The 15284-nt window shown below is 73.6% G+C and carries 14 protein-coding genes; 3 read left to right on the top strand and 11 right to left on the bottom strand.

What is annotated here, in order from left to right:
* Positions 1-15: 15 nt before the first annotated feature.
* From HQQ85_RS00235 to HQQ85_RS00205, 7 genes are all read right to left on the bottom strand, one after another.
* Positions 16-996, bottom strand: a complete 981-nt coding sequence (locus tag HQQ85_RS00235; protein ID WP_173180511.1) for a LacI family DNA-binding transcriptional regulator — start codon at positions 994-996, stop codon at positions 16-18.
* Positions 997-1123: 127 nt separating this feature from the next.
* Positions 1124-2026: a tagatose-bisphosphate aldolase gene (locus tag HQQ85_RS00230; protein WP_173180510.1), complete on the bottom strand. Its 903-nt coding sequence runs from the start codon at positions 2024-2026 to the stop codon at positions 1124-1126.
* 112 nt (positions 2027-2138) lie between these two features.
* Positions 2139-3524, bottom strand: a complete 1386-nt coding sequence (locus HQQ85_RS00225) for an L-fuculokinase (RefSeq protein WP_173180509.1) — start codon at positions 3522-3524, stop codon at positions 2139-2141.
* 462 nt (positions 3525-3986) lie between these two features.
* Entirely contained in the window at positions 3987-4754 is a 768-nt protein-coding gene (locus HQQ85_RS00220; protein ID WP_173180508.1) for an SDR family oxidoreductase, read from the bottom strand.
* 37 nt (positions 4755-4791) lie between these two features.
* Complete coding sequence (locus tag HQQ85_RS00215; protein WP_173180507.1) at positions 4792-5541, bottom strand: SDR family oxidoreductase; 750 nt, start codon at positions 5539-5541, stop codon at positions 4792-4794.
* A complete protein-coding gene (locus tag HQQ85_RS00210) occupies positions 5538-6455 on the bottom strand; it encodes a class II aldolase/adducin family protein (RefSeq protein WP_173180506.1) in 918 nt (305 codons plus the stop codon). The genes HQQ85_RS00215 and HQQ85_RS00210 overlap by 4 nt, the downstream gene beginning before the upstream one ends.
* Positions 6452-7954: a rhamnulokinase family protein gene (locus HQQ85_RS00205; protein ID WP_173180505.1), complete on the bottom strand. Its 1503-nt coding sequence runs from the start codon at positions 7952-7954 to the stop codon at positions 6452-6454. The genes HQQ85_RS00210 and HQQ85_RS00205 overlap by 4 nt, the downstream gene beginning before the upstream one ends.
* A 97-nt stretch (positions 7955-8051) precedes the next feature.
* On the opposite strand from HQQ85_RS00205, the gene HQQ85_RS00200 reads away from it, so the two are divergent.
* Positions 8052-8813 (top strand): DeoR/GlpR family DNA-binding transcription regulator, encoded by a 762-nt coding sequence (locus tag HQQ85_RS00200; protein WP_173180504.1) that lies wholly within the window; start codon positions 8052-8054, stop codon positions 8811-8813.
* A gap of 155 nt (positions 8814-8968) precedes the next feature.
* On the opposite strand, the gene HQQ85_RS00195 is transcribed toward HQQ85_RS00200, so the two are convergent.
* Genes HQQ85_RS00195 through HQQ85_RS00185 form a run of 3 tightly spaced genes read right to left on the bottom strand, consistent with a single transcriptional unit; the run spans position 8969 to position 12347 of the window.
* On the bottom strand, positions 8969-9955 hold the full coding sequence (locus HQQ85_RS00195; RefSeq protein ID WP_173180503.1) for a 1-phosphofructokinase family hexose kinase: 987 nt from the start codon (positions 9953-9955) through the stop codon (positions 8969-8971).
* Complete coding sequence (locus HQQ85_RS00190; protein ID WP_173180502.1) at positions 9952-10716, bottom strand: DeoR family transcriptional regulator; 765 nt, start codon at positions 10714-10716, stop codon at positions 9952-9954. The genes HQQ85_RS00195 and HQQ85_RS00190 overlap by 4 nt, the downstream gene beginning before the upstream one ends.
* Complete coding sequence (locus HQQ85_RS00185) at positions 10713-12347, bottom strand: FGGY-family carbohydrate kinase (RefSeq protein WP_173180501.1); 1635 nt, start codon at positions 12345-12347, stop codon at positions 10713-10715. The genes HQQ85_RS00190 and HQQ85_RS00185 overlap by 4 nt, the downstream gene beginning before the upstream one ends.
* A gap of 193 nt (positions 12348-12540) precedes the next feature.
* Here HQQ85_RS00185 and HQQ85_RS00180 point away from each other — a divergent pair, with 193 nt between their 5' ends.
* Entirely contained in the window at positions 12541-13344 is an 804-nt protein-coding gene (locus HQQ85_RS00180) for a DeoR/GlpR family DNA-binding transcription regulator (RefSeq protein WP_173180500.1), read from the top strand.
* Entirely contained in the window at positions 13341-14159 is an 819-nt protein-coding gene (locus tag HQQ85_RS00175) for a class II fructose-bisphosphate aldolase (RefSeq protein WP_173180499.1), read from the top strand. The genes HQQ85_RS00180 and HQQ85_RS00175 overlap by 4 nt, the downstream gene beginning before the upstream one ends.
* Positions 14160-14275: 116 nt before the next feature.
* On the opposite strand, the gene HQQ85_RS00170 is transcribed toward HQQ85_RS00175, so the two are convergent.
* Positions 14276-15271, bottom strand: coding sequence for an ABC transporter substrate-binding protein (locus HQQ85_RS00170; protein ID WP_173180498.1), 996 nt, complete (start codon positions 15269-15271; stop codon positions 14276-14278).
* Between the last annotated feature and the right edge of the window lie 13 nt (positions 15272-15284).

The following is a 15284-nucleotide window of genomic DNA, read 5'->3' as shown; positions in this document are numbered from 1 at the left end:
CGCTGCGGCTGCTCCTCAGGGGCAGCCGCAGCTGCGGCGCACCGTGAGGCCGACCGGCACGACGGTCGAAGCCTCGTAGCGGGCCTTCGGGTCGTTGAAGCGCTCGAGGGCGCGGGTCGCCGCGAGGCGGCCGAGGCGCGCCGGGTCCTGGTCGATCACACTGACGGAGGGCGTCAGCCGATCCGCCATCGGGAAGTCGCCGAAGCCGACGAAGGCCGTGCCCGCGTCCTTCAGCGCCGAGAAGGCGTGCATCGTGACACGGGCGTTCGAGGAGAAGGCGGCGGTGGGGGCATCCGTCAACCGGCGGAGCCGTTCGAGCTCGCGGGCCGCCCCGTCGTCGCTGCCCGCGTCGAAAGCGATCAGCCGCTCGTCGAGCGGTAGGCCGGCGTCGGCCAGGGCCTCGGTGTAGCCGGCGAGACGACGGCGCGAGCTCGGCGGATGCGTCTGGTCGGCGAGGAACGCGACCCGCGTGTGCCCGTGCTCGAGCAGGTGCCGGGTGGCGAGATAGGAGCCGTGCCGGTCGTCCTCCACGAAGGAGTCGGCGTCGAGGTCGATCGGCGCGCGGTCGACGAACTCGATCGGGGTGTGCTCGGTCCAGGGCGCGAGCCAGGCGTGGTCGGCGGCGACCGGAGCGAGCACGAGGCCCATCAGTTGGGTGCGCAGCAGCGCCTCGAGCACCGGCTTCTCGCGGGCCGGGTCGTCGCCGATGCTCGTGACGAGCGTGGTGATGCCGCTGGCCGAGCAGACCCGCTCGACCGCGCGCACCACGGCGGCGAAGAACGGGTCGACGACGTCGGGCACCGCGACGCCGACGCTCGAGGAGCGGCCGGCGCGGAAGGTGCGGGCGAGCACGTTCGGCACGTAGTTCAGCGTGCGCATCGCCTCCGACACCCGCTCGCGGGTCTCGGGCAGCACGTGCGGGTCGTCGTTGAACACGCGCGACACGGTCTTGGCGCTCACGCCGGCGCGATCGGCCACGTCCTGCATCGTCGCCATGTGCACGCTCCTTCACCGGGATGCGCCGGGACGGGCATCCGCTCTGCTCACCCTCGCGGGAGTCGGCCCGCACCGGGTCGGGCTCGCACGAGAGTCTACGGCGGCCCGGCCCGGCACCCGGGGAGGGCTACTCGCGGTTCGCGAGCACCTCGTCGATGATCGCGGCGAGCTCCTTCAGGCGGGGCACGGCCTTCGTGGTGAGCAGCTCCTCGCGCTTCTCGGACGAGATGGAGAGGCTGTCCTTCCAGAGCGAGCGGCCGGCCATGGCGCCACGGGCGCCGTTGACGACGGCGGTGCGCACCTGGTCGACGAAGGTGGCGTGGTCGACACCGGCCGAGAGCACGGCCCACGGCACGCCGGCGGCGGCCTCGGTGACGGCGGCGGCGGCCTCGGCGGAGCCCGCGTACTGCAGCTTCAGCACCTTGGCGCCGGCGGCGACGCTGAGCTCGGCCGCGCCCGAGATGAGCGAGGGGAAGACGTCGGCGTAGTCCTCGTCGCTCTCGTCCTCGAGCTGGTAGGTGAGGATCTCGACGATCAGCAGAACGCCTTCGGCCGCGCACTCGGCGGTGAGGCGGGCGATGTCGTCCAGCACGACCTTCTCGTCGTCGCGGCGGTCGGCACGCAGGTACCAGAGCATCTTGGCGGCGTCGCCACCGAGTTCGCGCACCTTCCGGGGGGTCATGCCCTCGACGTAGCGGGTGCGCTTCAGGCCGTTCTCGACGGCGAAGCCCGACTCGTCCATGGCGACCACGAGGCCGGTGTCGCTGTCGAGCGTGCCGTCGTCCACGACGCGGGGCAGGGCGGTCGAGGGGTCGAGCAGGATGGCCGGGGCGGCGTTGCCGAGGTGCTTCAGCAGGTCGCTCTTGGCGTCGGCCAGCTCGTCGCGGCTGATGCCCTCTGCGCCGTTCGGGGCGTCCTTCATGACGGCCTTCATGCCGTTGCGCTGGTCGGCGGCGACGATCAGCATGCCGCCGGCGGGGGTGCTGATCTTGGCGAGCGCGCGGCGCTCGAGGGTGGTGAGTTCGTTCACGGGAAGGGCTCCTTGGGTGGGGTGGTGGGGTTCGGGGGGTGTTCTGGTCGTGGGGCGTGCGGTCTGCCCGAGTGGGCGGTCGGCGCGGTCGCGGGCGGTGCCGCGGCGTGGGTCAGGCGGGTCGGTCGGCGCGCGCATCCGTCGTCGTGGGCGGAGCCGCGGTGAGGAGACGTGACGCGAAGACGGCGGCGCCGTAGGCGGTGTCCTGCGAGCGGTCGGAGACGCGCACGCCCGCCAGCACCTCGGCACGGGCGCGCTGCACCGAGCGCATGCTCGCCCAGCCGCCGGTGAGGAGGGCCGAGGTCGCGGGCGGGACCTCGCGGTCCATCGCCTCGACGAGCAGGGCGAGTTCGTCGTTGCCATGCCGGAGCACCGCACCGAAGAGGTCGGCCGGGCCGGCGCCGTCGGCCTGCACGACGAGACGCAGCACGCCGTCGTCGTTGCGGGCTCCGGACACCTGCACGTCGCCGGCCTGCAGCACGCCCTCGTAGGGCTGCTCCATCACTGCGGCATCCAGGGCGTCGCGGCCGGCGCGGTCGTTCACGCCGACGAGCTGCAGGGTGCGGCGCATCAGCAGCCCGGTCTTGACGCCGGCGACGAGCACCCACTTCCCCGGAACGACGTGGCGCACGCAGTTGATGAGCCAGTCTGCGAGCCGCTCGCGGGCCTCGAACGGCAGGGGCGCGTCGAGCACCCGCAGGAGCACCTCGGCGGTGCCCATCGAGACGTGGTAGCGGTCATCCGGGAACTCGCCCGTCGAGACGGCCGAGACGAGGTGGTCGTGGCCGGCGACGGTGAGACGGGCGCCGACGAAGGCGGCCGGCAGCCACTCGGCGTCGGCCTGGCCGAGCGGAGTGCCCGCGTCGACGAAGGGCGGGAGGAAGTCGAGGGTGACGCCGAGGTGAGCGAGCAGCTCGGGCCAAGGGGCGCCGGTGTCCTGGTCGAGGAGGCCGGTGCGCGAGCTCAGCGAGTACTCGGCCGCCTGCTCGCCGCCGAGGGCCGCCACGACGAACTCGGGCAGGTTCAGCCAGCGGGCGCCCGTGAGGTCGAGGCCCTGGTCGCGCAGGTGCAGCAGCTTGATCACCGAGACCTGCACGCCGAGCGGCAGTCCGGTGCGGCCGGCGAATTCGCTCCGGATGCTCGGCGGCAGCGCCTCGACCTGCTCGGCGCCGCGGGGGTCGAACCACGCGATCGCCGGGGCGATCGCACCGCCGTCGGGGCCCAGCACCACGCCGGACTCCCCCATGCCCGACACTGCGACGGCGCCGATGCGGGCGTCGCCGCCGCGCAGCTCGCCGAGGTCGGCGGCCACGAGCTCGAACAGCTCGCGGACGGTCTGCACGAGGTCGGCGGCCTCCATCGTGGTGGTGCCGGCGGCGCCCGCGCGCCACGGCGTCGGCAGCTGGCGGATCAGCACCTCGGCGCCGCTCTCGTCGGCCACGAGGATCTTCACGCCGGTGCTGCCGAGGTCGAGCCCGGCGACGAGGGGGGTGCTCATGGTGAAACTCCTGGATCCCGATGCGGGCTCTGGCGCTGCGCCTGTGCAGCCGCCCATGTCATCGATGTCATGCGCCACGCTACCACACCCATGTCATCGATGTCACGGCCCGGTCACGACCCGAGCATGGCTGAGTCACGGCCGAGTCACCGCCGAAGCACGGCCGAGTCACGGCCGAAGTCCCACCCGCCGTCGCGCCCGTCCGCCACCCCCAGGCACCACCTGCGATCGATTTGCCACAATCCGCCCTAAAACGGGCACCTTAGGGCGGAAAGTGGCAACTCGATTCCGTAAGCAGCGCCTCCACCGCGACCGAGCTCGCCTTCACCGCGACCGAGCGCGCTCCACCGCGGCGCCGCCCGCACGACGATCGAGTTGGCCCTGCCCGTTCCAGAACGTCGGACGAAGGACGGGAAGGGCCAAGTCGATCGCGCGAACGGCGCGAGCGCTCAGCGTCGGGCGTCAGAGGGCCGTGTAGCCGCCGTCGATGACGATGCTCTGGCCCGAGAGGTACGACGACGCGTCTGATGCCAGGTACAGCGCCAGCCCGTGCAGGTCGGCGGGCTCGCCCATGCGCCCCGCCGGGATCGTGCCGATCCACCGCGCCGCGAGCTCCGGGTTGGCCTCCGTGAACTCCCGCGTCATGTCCGAGAGGAAGTACCCCGGCGCGATCGCGTTCACCCGCACCCCCGCCGGCGCCCACTCCACCGCGAGCGACGCCGCGAGGTGGCTCACCGCCGCCTTCGAGGCGTTGTACGAGGCCTGGAACTGCGGCTGGTTCACGATGAACGCCGACATCGACGAGATGAAGATCGCCGACGCCGGTACCCCCGCCAGAAGCGCCCGCCGCCCGAACGACTGCGCCGCGAAGAACGTGCCGTCGAGGTTCACCGCGAGCACCTTCCGCCACGTCTCCGCCGGAACGTCCACGCTCGCGCCCCAGATCGTGATCCCCGCGGCGGTCACGAGCAGCGACGGCACCCCGAGGTCGGCCTCCGCAGCGGCGAAGGCCGCTTCGACGGCGTCGGCATCCGTCACATCGACCTCGTAGCCGCGCGCCTCGACGCCGTAGTCACGCGAAAGGCGCGAAGCCGACTCCCCCACGATCGGCAGCAGGTCGAGCAGCGCGACCTTCACGCCCTGCCCCGCCAGCGCCGTGGCGAGCGAGTAGCCGAGCCCGCGGGCTCCCCCGGTGACGACCGCGGTGCGGCCCTTCAGATCCTCGAACATGCGCACTCCTTCGTGGTGGGTGATGAGACGGCCACGATCAGATCTCCTGATCCGTGGGAAGAATGACGAGGTCGCGAACGGTCACGTGCCGCGGCCGGGTGAGCATGAACAGCACGGCGTCGGCGACGTCCTCCGAGCGGATGCCCGTGCGGTCCCCCACCGCCTGATCCACCCCGTCGGCGCCCTCCGCGTACCCCCACAGCTCGTTCAGCACGACCCCGGGGGCCACCGCTCCGGCGCGCACGCCGGTTCCGACGAGCTGGCGACGCAGGGTGTGCACGAACGACTGCATCGCGTGCTTCGTGGCGGAGTAGACGGGCTCCCAGTGGATGTCCTGATGCCCCGACACCGAGCTCGTCACCAGCACGTCCCCCGTGCCGGCCGCGATCAGGTGCGGCAGGGCGGCCCGCACGGTCGCCATCGCGCCGAAGACGTTGACCGACACGAGCTGCTCGATCAGCGCCGGGTCGGTGTCGACGAAGTCGCCCCCGGTGTAGAGTCCGGCGTTCGCAAGCACGTCGTCGAGCCGCCCGAAGGCGGCGAGGGCGACGTTCACGGCCTGCTCCGAGACCGACGGATGCGCGACATCCCCCGCGACGACCCGAACCTCCCCCGGCAGAGCGTCCGCGACCTCGCGGAGCCGCCCCTCGTCGCGCCCCACGAGCACGAGCCGGGCGCCCTCGGCGGAGAGCAGCTGCGCGTACGCCCGCCCGATGCCCGAGCTGCCGCCGGTGATCAGGGCGACGCGGCCGTCCAGCCGGCCGGTGGTGGGAGGGGTGGTCGTCATGTTGAGGCTCCATCGATCGAAGGGGAGGCGGACGTCGCGGCGCCGGCAGCGAGGGCCGCCCGTCGCAGAAGCTCGTCGGGGCGGGTGTCGATGCGCGCTACGTCCTCGGCCGAGAGGAAGACCGGGCCGCCGGCCGCCAGCGAACCGAGGACGACCTGCGCCACCTTCACCGCCATCTCCGTGATGCGCAACACCTCGGCCGGGCTCGACCCGAGGGCGAACATCCCGTGGTTGCCGAGATAGACCACTTTCGGCACGGAGCCGGTCGCGGCCAGTCGCTCGCCGAGCATCCGCCGCACGACCCGCGCGAGCGGCAGCCCCGGGTCGGCGTACGGCACCAGCAGCGGATCCGTGCCGAGCACCACGATCTGGTCGGGGAACAGCGCCCCCTCCACCAGCAGCGACGCCCGCGGCGAGCACAGCAGCGCGTTCACCGGCACCGGATGCGTGTGCCCCACCGCCTCGACCCCCGGCAGCGCGAGACACACCGCGTGCAGCAGCGCCTCGACCGAGGGCCGCCGCCCGCCAGCGGCCGCCGCCGCGAAGAGCGCCCGCACGGCCTCGTCGTCGTCGGCCGAGTGGCCGGCGCCCGGGCCGGCGTCGGCGGCGAGGTCCACGCCTGCGCCCGTATCCACCGTCGCCCCGGTGGCACAGGCACGGTCGGTAGCGGCAGCCGGGTCGTCCGGGGCTGCGTCCACCAATGCCAGCACCTCCGGCAGGCCCACGGCGACGAAGTCGCCCGGCACGGCGATGGCCATGGACGCGCCCGAGGCCTTCACGAGCATCCGCCCGTCGCCGAGTGCGACCGAGGTGTTGCCCTCGGCGAGCACCGCCCACGCTCGGTCGGGGCGGCCGAGCTCGCGCGAGAGCTCGACCAGTGCGACGCGGGCCGCCGCGTCGCCGTCGTCGGTCATCGGGTCGCCGCCTCTCCGGGTTCATGGTGCGCGATCGCGCCGCCGGCCGAACCGCCGGCCGCATAGACGTCGGACAGGCTCGCGAACTCCCCCGCCGCCACCAGCTGCACCGCGAGGTTGCCGAACGCCGAGGCCTCGGCCGGGCCGGCTATCACGGGCAGCCCGGTCAGCGCGGCGGTACGGCGACAGAGCAGCTCGTTGCGCGACCCGCCGCCGACGATGCGAACCGAGCGGATGCGCGTTCCGGCGACCCGCTCGAGCACCCCCACCGACTCGGCGTACGCCGTCGCGAGGCTCTCGACGATGCTGCGCACGGTGCCGAGCACGCCCTCCGGCGCCGGCTGTCCGCGCTCCATGCAGAGCGCGGCGATGCGCTCCGGTATCCGGCCCGGGGCCAGCAGCCGCGGGTCGCCGACGTCGAACACCGGGGCGCGCCCGTCGGCGGCATCGTCAGGCGCCAGCGAGGCTTCGCGCACGAGCTCGACCGGGTCGAGCATCCGCCCGCCCTCGATCGACCACTGGCGCGCGCACTCGGACAGCAGCCAGAGCCCGGCGAGGTTGCGCAGCAGCAGGGTCGAGTCGCCGACCCCGCGCTCGTTCGTCAGCCCGGCCGCGAGCGCCTCGGCCGTGAGCACGGGCTCGGCGACGCTGATGCCGGCAAGCGACCAGCTCCCGCTCGACACGAGCAGCTGCCCGTCGCCGGGCGCGGCGAAGGCCAGCGCGGAGGCGGTGTCGTGCTCGGCCACCCGGTACACCGGCACCGGCTGCGACCCCCCGAGACGACGGGTGATGTGCGGCAGGGTGACGCCGGCCGGAGTGCCTGAGGCGACGACCGCGGGGAAGTCGATCCGGGCGAGCCCCCACGCTTCGATCAACGGACGCGACCACTCGCCGCCCCGCACGTCGAGCAGCTGGGTCGTCGAGGCGATGGTGAGCTCGGCGCCGACCGCACCGCTCAGCAGCCGCACCAGCAGGTCGGGCACGAGCAGCAGCGTCCCGGCCGGGTCGGTGGCGGCGTGCAGCCGCACCGAGGTGTTGATCGACTGGGGAGGTATGCCGGTCGCGGCATAGGCCTGCTCGGCCCCGACGACGGCAGCCGCCTCCTCGACCCAGGAGGGCTCGGCCCCGCGGTGGTGCTCCACCCGCGGAACCGCCTGAACCCCATCGCTCGACGACACGAGCGCGTAGTCGACGCCCCACGAGTCGACCGCGATGCCGGCGAGCGTGCGGCCCTCGGACGCGGCGGCCGAGACCGCAGCCGCCAGCCCCTCGAGCGTCTCCTCCACGAGGCGCTCGACGTCCCACTCGAGCGTCGCACCGGGCGCGAGCGAGGTGGGCCGGGGGCCGTTCGCGAAGCGGTGCACCTCGATCATCCGGATGCGCGGCGAGCTCTCCGAGCGATCGACGACCCCGAGCATCACCCGCCCGCTCGACGCGCCGAGGTCGACCGCCGCGTAGGCATGCGCCCCGGAGGCAGCCGGGCGGTCGGTGGTGGGCATGTCACGTCCTCGTGATTGATGTTATTTCGTGTGAAATGTATCATCGGTGAACAGGATCCGGCAAGGGTCCGGCGTACGGCACGACCGGAGGATGGCAATGGCACTGAAGGGCACGCTCGACGGCGAGACCCGGCGCGCCGCCCTGCTCGAGCTCGCCGAGGAGCGCGGCGGCCTGCCGCTGGCCGAGGCGGCCGAGCTCTGGGACGTGCATCCGATGACCATCCGCCGCGACTTCGAGCTGCTCGAGAGCGCGGGGCGGGTGCGGCGGGTGCGGGGCGGGGTGGTTCCCGTGCAGGCGGATCCGTTCGCGGCGCGGCAGGCGCAGAACGTTCGGGCGAAGGAGCGGATCGCGGCGAAGATCCTGCCGCTGCTGCCCGCGGGTGCCGCCGTGGGGCTCGACTCCTCCACCACGGCGTTCGTGGTCGCCGAGGCGCTGCCGGCCGAGCATCCGCTCACCGTCGTGACGAACGGCCTCGCCGCCTTCGAGGTGCTCACGCGCAAGCCCGGCGTGCGCGGCTACCTCACCGGCGGCGAGCGCGAGGAGCAGAACCTCAGCCTCGTCGGCGCGCTCACCGAGTCGGCGTTCTCGGCGTTCCACTTCGACGTCGCCGTGGTCTCGGCGCTCGGGCTGCACGCCGGCAGCGGCACGAGCGAGAGCACGCTCGCGCAGGCCGCGGTGAAGGGTGCGCTCGCCCGCGCCTCGGCAACGGTCGTGCTGGCGCTCGACGCCTCGAAGCTCGAGTCGCGGGCACGGGTGCGCTCGCTCGCGCTCGACCGCGTCGATGTGCTGGTCACCGAGCTCGACCCGGCGGATGCGCGGCTCGACCCGTACCGGGCGCACCTCCCCCGCATCCTCTGACCCCGGCGCCCGAGCCGCCTCGCCGGGTGCCCCCGTGCCCACCCGGAGTGGACAACCGCACGAATCCCGCCCACCGACGCCGTAGAGCGCGCGGTGCCCGGGATTCGTGGCGTTGTCCGCTGCCCTCGCGCCCGAGAGCGAGGCGGGCCAGGGCCCTACGCCGTGGCGGGCTCGGAGAGCGGGGTCGCCGGATCGGGGTCGTGCACCAGGGTCGCGCGCGGCGCCGCCTCCACCGAAGAGAGCAGCGTCGTGGCCTGCGTCACCGCGAGCGCTCCCCACGAGGCCGCGAGATACACGCCCGCCGCGGCGTCGAGCGTGCCACCCGGCCCCGACGACCCCACGAGGAACCCCGCGAGCGACGCATCGCCCGCGCCGGCCGTGTTGACGACCCGCGCGCGAGCTCGGGCGAGCTGCACGCCCGACGCCGAGACGGCGAGCGCCCCGTCGGCCCCCATGCTCACGTAGACCACGTCGCAGCCGGCCTCGTGCAGCGTTCGGGCGGCCGCGACGACGTCACCGACGGTGCGCAGCGCGGTGCCGGTCAGCTCGGCGAGCTCGTGCGTGTTCGGCTTGATCAGCGACACCGCCGAGAGATCGGCGACGACCGCCGACAGCGCGGCCCCGGCAGTATCGACGGCGACCCGCACGCCCGTGTCCGCCGCGCGGCGCACCAGGTCGAGGAACGGCACCATCTGCGCGGTGCCGGCCAGCAGCGGGATCGACCCCGACACCACGAGCCACCCCGCGTCCAGCCGCCGCAGCTCGGCCTCGGCCCGCGCGGCGATCGCATTCCACAGCTCGGCCGACACGGGCGGCGCGCCCTCGTTGACCTTCGTCGTGGTGCCCGTGGCGTCGAGCAGCGTGGTGTTGATGCGCGTGCGCCCCTCGTCGGGCACCCCGGCGAGCAGCCCCGCGAAGCCGCCGTCGCGCGCGAGCTCGGCCCCCTGCGCGCTCAGCGCGAGCACGGCCGAGACCGGCAGCTCCGACAGCGCCACGGCCCGGGCGACGTTCACCCCCTTGCCGCTGAGCTCGGTGTGCACGGCCTCGGCGCGGTTGACCTCCCCGAGGTCGAGCCGCCCGACCCGGTACGTGAGGTCGATGGCCGGTGCCGGCGTCACGGTCACGATCGCGTCGCCGCTCATGCCGCCACCTCCGTCACGGTCGCCCCCTGCTCGGCGAGCAGCTGCAGCACCCCGGCGTCGAGAACCCCCGGCACCACCACTGCATGCGCGACCCGATCGAGACCGATCGAGACGGCCAGCCCGTCATCCGAGCGGCCCGCCATCACCATCACGACGGTGCCGGCAGCCGAGGCGATGGCCGCGGTCACGGCGGCGCGATCGGGGTCGGCGGCGAGCAGCTCCTCCCCGCCCAGCCCGAGCGGCTCGAGAACGGCCACGTCGACGTGCACCGACCGGGCGAGCTCACGCGTCCAGTTCCCCGACGCCGTCGCCGCCGCGCCGACAGCCCCACCCAGCAGATGCGTCTCGGTGGGCTCGGGAACGAGCGCGGCGGCGAGTGCCACGGCGACCGACGCGGTCACCATCCGCACCCCGCTTGTCACGTCGAGCAGCCCGGCGAGCGCCTCGCCCACCGGCCCCGCGTCGAGATAGACGGACGACCCGATCGGCACGAGTTCTCGGACGGACTCCGCGATGGCACGAGCAGCAACGTCCGGTTCCGGATGCTCGACCCCGGCCTGCAGGGAGATGGCACCCCCATGTGCGCGGCGCAGCAGCCCCTCCCCCTCGAGCGCCCGCAGATCCCGCCGCACGGTCTCCTCGGCGACGCCCAGCGACGCTGCAAGCTCACCGACCTCCACGCGCCCGGCCAAGGCGAGCGCCGCCCTGATCCGATCGCGCCGCTCGGCGACCGCCAATCCGGACAGTGCCGCCCCGCTCACGCCCCGGCCCCCTCGCCGCGCACGGCAGCCGGGTGACCGTCGACGCTCACCACCGGCGCACCGGCCCCTGCAGCACCCGCAGCACCGGCGCCACCGCCAGCACCGCCCGACCCCGCCCGCGCCGCCCACCACGGCCCCAGCGCCGCCACCGCCTCGTCGAACGACTCGATGACCCCCGCCCAGTACCCGGCCGACGCGGCCGTCGGCAGCACCGGCTCCGCCCGCGTCACCAGCTCCTGCGCCTCCTCCACCGACGCGAACACCCCCACCGACACCCCGGCGACCGCCGCCGCCCCGAACGCCCCGGCCTCCTCGTTCTGCACCACCGTCACCGGCGATCGCAGCGCGTTGGCCACGAGCTGCACGTACAGCGGCGCCCGCGCGATCCCGCCGCCGAGCACCACCGGCTCGTCCCAGTCGAACTTCTCCCCCAGCGCCCGCGTGTGCCACACGTGCATCAGCGTGATGCCCTCGAGCGTGCCGCGCAGCACGTGCGCCGGCGTGTGCCAGCCCCGCACCCCGGCGAGCGCCGCCGAGGCCGACGCCCCGAGCGGCGAGTCGAACAGGAACGGCAGCACGAGCGGCACGGACTCCTCGGGATCGAGCGCCGCCGCCTCGGCGAACAGGCGGTCGCGGGCCTCTTCCCCGCCGGGCGCCGCGAGGTCGACGCCGAGCATCCGCAGCACCCAGTTCAGCGCCGGGGACGCGGTCGCCGAGGTCGACATGGCAATTCGCAGCTCGGGCCGGATCGACAGCCGCGACTGCCACCGCACGTCCACATCGGGCCGCGTCGTCGTGACCCCGTTCGTGCTGAACGACCCCGCCACGAGCGCGAGCCGCCCGGGCACGAGCGCGCCCATGCCGATCGACGCGGCCTGCACGTCGTGCATCCCCGCGATCACCGGCGTGCCGACGGCGAGCCCCGTCAGCTCGGCTGCGGCGGGCAGCACGGCGCCCACGACGTCTCCACTTGCATGCAAGGGCGGCAGCAGCCGCATCAACGACTCTGGCAGACCATAAGCCGACAGGATCGCAGGGCTCCACTCGGCCGTCGACGTGTCGAGGAACGATGCCGTCGCATCCGAGTAGTCCGTCGCCACTACCCCGGTCAGCCGCAGCCGGATCACGTCCTTGCAGAACAGCATCGCCGCCGCCGCCTCGACCCGCGCCGGGTCGTGCACGAGCAGCCAGCGCAGCAGATTGCCCGCAGCGCCCGGCGTCGGCTCCTGCCCCGAGCGCTCGAGCACCACGCGCATCCGCGAGGGGTCGGCCGCGAGCGAGGCCGCCTCGAGGTGCGCCCGTGAATCCATGGCCGTGATGGCCGGCCCCACCGGTGCACCAGCCGCGTCGACCAGATGCAGCCCGTCTCCGTGCCCCGTGATGCCGACCGCCACGATCTGCGCCGGGTCGACCCCCGACGACTCCACGGCCTCCCGGATCGCCGAGGCCGCGGCCTGCCAGAGCGCCTCCTGCGGCCGCTCGGCGAACCGCGCCGTCGACCGGTCGACCGGGCTCGAGCGCCGCCCGATCCCCACGGGCCGCAGCTGCTCGTCGTGCACCACGGCCTTCACCGCGGTCTGGCCGGCGTCGACCCCCAGCAGGTAGCGGGGGCCCTCGGGTCGTGCAGCCATCTCGATCCTCTCCGATCGACGTGCGAGATCTCGACGCACGAGAACTCGCCGTACGAGAACGCGGGGCCGTCGATGCAGAGCGGATGCTCGCGCCCGACTTCGCCCGTTTCGAGAAGCATATCAACCCATTCGGTCACCGCACCGGACGAATTCGGGTAGAGTCGCGCTGTCACGACCCGGATCGGCGGAGCAGATGTACCCAGCGGAGCGGCACACCGCCATCCTCGCCGCTGCCCGAACCCATCCTCAGGGCGTGCAGGTGCAGCAGCTCAGCGCCGAGCTCGGCGTGACCCCCGAGACCGTGCGCCGCGACCTCGCCGCCCTCGAGCGCCGCGGCCTCGTGCGCCGCCGCCACGGCGGGGCCGTGCTCGCGCCGACCGCCCCCTTCGAGCCGACGCTCTCCCAGCGCACCCGCGAGGACGCCGCCGAGCGCCGTGCCGTCGCCCTCGCCGTCGTGCGCGAGCTGCCCGACGAGGGGGTCCTGCTGCTCGACAGCGGTTCGATGACGCTCGAGATCGCGTCGGTGCTGCCCGCGCGTTCGGCGCTCGTGGTCGTCACGAACAGCCTCCCGGTCGCCGCGCTGCTGGGCGGGCATCCGTCGATCACCGTGCTCGCCCTGCCCGGCGAGGTGCGCCCCGTCACCCAGGCCGTCGTCGGCGCCTGGACCGAAGCCCGCCTCGACGAGCTGCACGCCGACGTCGCCGTGCTCGGCGCCAACGGCGTGCTTCCGGGCCGCGGAGCCTTCACGACCCTGCCCGACGAAGCCGCGGTGAAAGAGCGGATGCTCGCCGCCGCCGACCGCCGCATCCTCGCCGTCACGGCGCCGAAGTTCGGTACCGCCTCCCTCTGCCGATTCGCCACGCTCGACCGCTTCGACCGGATCGTCTCCGACGACCGTCTCGACCCCGCCACCGCCGAGGCCCTCCGCGCCGACGGCGTCGACCTCGAGCTCGCGCGGACCGCCCCCGACCCCACCACCCCGAGAGGAACCCCATGACCCTCGTCACCACCGGCGACATCCTGGCCCGCGAGCGCGCGGTGCTCGCCTTCAACGTGATCCAGCTCGAGCACGCCGAGGCGATCGTGCGCGGCGCCGAGGCCGCCGGTCGCCCCGTGATCCTGCAGATCAGCGAGAACGCGGCCCGCTACCACGGCGGCCTCGCGCCCATCACGCTCGCGACCCTCGAGCTCGCCCGCCTGGCCGGCATCGACGCCGCCGTGCACCTCGACCACGCCGAGAACGAGGCCCTCGTGCTCGAGGCCGTCGAGCTCGGCGCCACCTCGGTGATGTTCGACGCCGCGACCCTGCCCGACGACGAGAACGTCGCCCGCACCGCCGCGATCGCCCGCGCCGCGCACGATCGGGGCGTCTGGGTCGAGGCCGAGCTCGGAGCCATCGGCGGCAAGGGCGGGGCCCACACCCCGGGCGTCCGCACCGATCCGGCCGAGGCGGCGTCATTCGTGCAGGCCACCGGGGTCGACGGCCTGGCCGTGGCCGTCGGCAGCTCGCACGCGATGACGTCCCGCAGCGCCTCGCTCGACTTCTCACTGATCGCCGAACTCGCCGCCGCGGTGCCGGTGCCCCTCGTGCTGCACGGCTCGAGCGGGGTGGCCGACGCCGACCTCGTGCGCGCGGTCGAGAGCGGGATGCGCAAGATCAACATCTCGACGCACATCAATGGCATCTTCAGCCGCCGGCTCCGCGAGGTGCTCGCCGCCGACGAGGCGCTGGTGGACCCGCGGAAGTACCTCGGCCCGGCCCGGGACGCGGTGGCCGCCGAAGTACGGCGCCTGCTGGAGCTCGTGGCCTGAACGGCCGGCACGGGCATCCGCTCAGAGGACCACGCGGATGCCCGGCACGAGACAGACAGCGAGAAGCGGCGCCGGGGATGACCCCCGACGCCGCTTCTTCGTTCAGCAGGTGCTGACTAGCAGCTGGACTTGTAGACCGCGTCCGCGCCTTCACCCTCGATGTTGTCCTTGGTGAGGATGGTGAAGCCGGTCTGGATCTCGGCCTCGGTGTCGCCGCCGTCGAGAGCCGCGATGGCCTGCTCGACGCCGTCCTGGCCGATGGTGGCGGGCTCCTGGGCGACGAGCGCCTGAACCGTGCCGGCCTTCAGCTGCTCGACCTGGGCGGGACCCGCGTCGAAGCCGACGATGGTCACCGAGTCCTGCTTGCCGGCCTGCTGCACGCCGGTGGCGGTGCCCTCGGCGGCGAACAGGTTGGCGGCGAAGATGCCCACGATGTCGGGGTCCTTCTGCAGCGCCGCGGTCACGATCTCGGCCGCGGTGGCCGGCTCGTTGTGGCTGTACTGCACGCCCAGGTAGTCGAAGCCGTCAGCGCCCTCGGCGGCCTTCTGGAAGCCCTCGACGCGAGCGTCGGTGGTCGAGATGCCGGGGTCGACCGAGACGACGAGCACCTTGCCGCCGTCGGGGTGGGCGTCCTGGATGGCCTTGAAGGCCGCCTCGCCGCCACCGACGTTGTCGGAGGCGATGGCCGAGACCGCGAAGGACGGGTCCTCGACCGTGGTGTCGACGAGGACGACCTTGATGCCGGCGTCGGCGGCGGCCTTGAGGGGCGCCTCCATCGCGGTGACGTCGGTCGGGGCGATCAGCAGGGCGTCGGGCTTGGAGGCCACGATCGAGTCGACCAGCGGCTTCTGCAGCGTCGGGTCGAACTTCTCGGGGCCCTGCGTGGTGACGGTCGCGCCGGCCTTCTCGGCCGCGGCCTCGATGCCGCACTGCATGGAGATGTAGAACTCGTCTCCGGCGACACCCTGCACGAAGGCGATCTTGTAGCCGTCGCTGCCGGCCGCGCCGGTGCTGGAGCCGCCGCCCGAGTCTCCGCCCGAGCATCCGGCCAGAGCCAGACCGGCGGTCGCGCCGATGGCGACGACTCCCAGGATCTTCTTGTTCCACTTCATCGTGTTACCTGTC

This window comes from Herbiconiux sp. VKM Ac-2851, from assembly GCF_013205105.1.
GTDB lineage: Bacteria > Actinomycetota > Actinomycetes > Actinomycetales > Microbacteriaceae > Herbiconiux > Herbiconiux flava.
The sequence above is the reverse complement of the archived record's forward strand: the minus strand, read 5'-3'. Positions and strand labels throughout refer to the sequence as shown.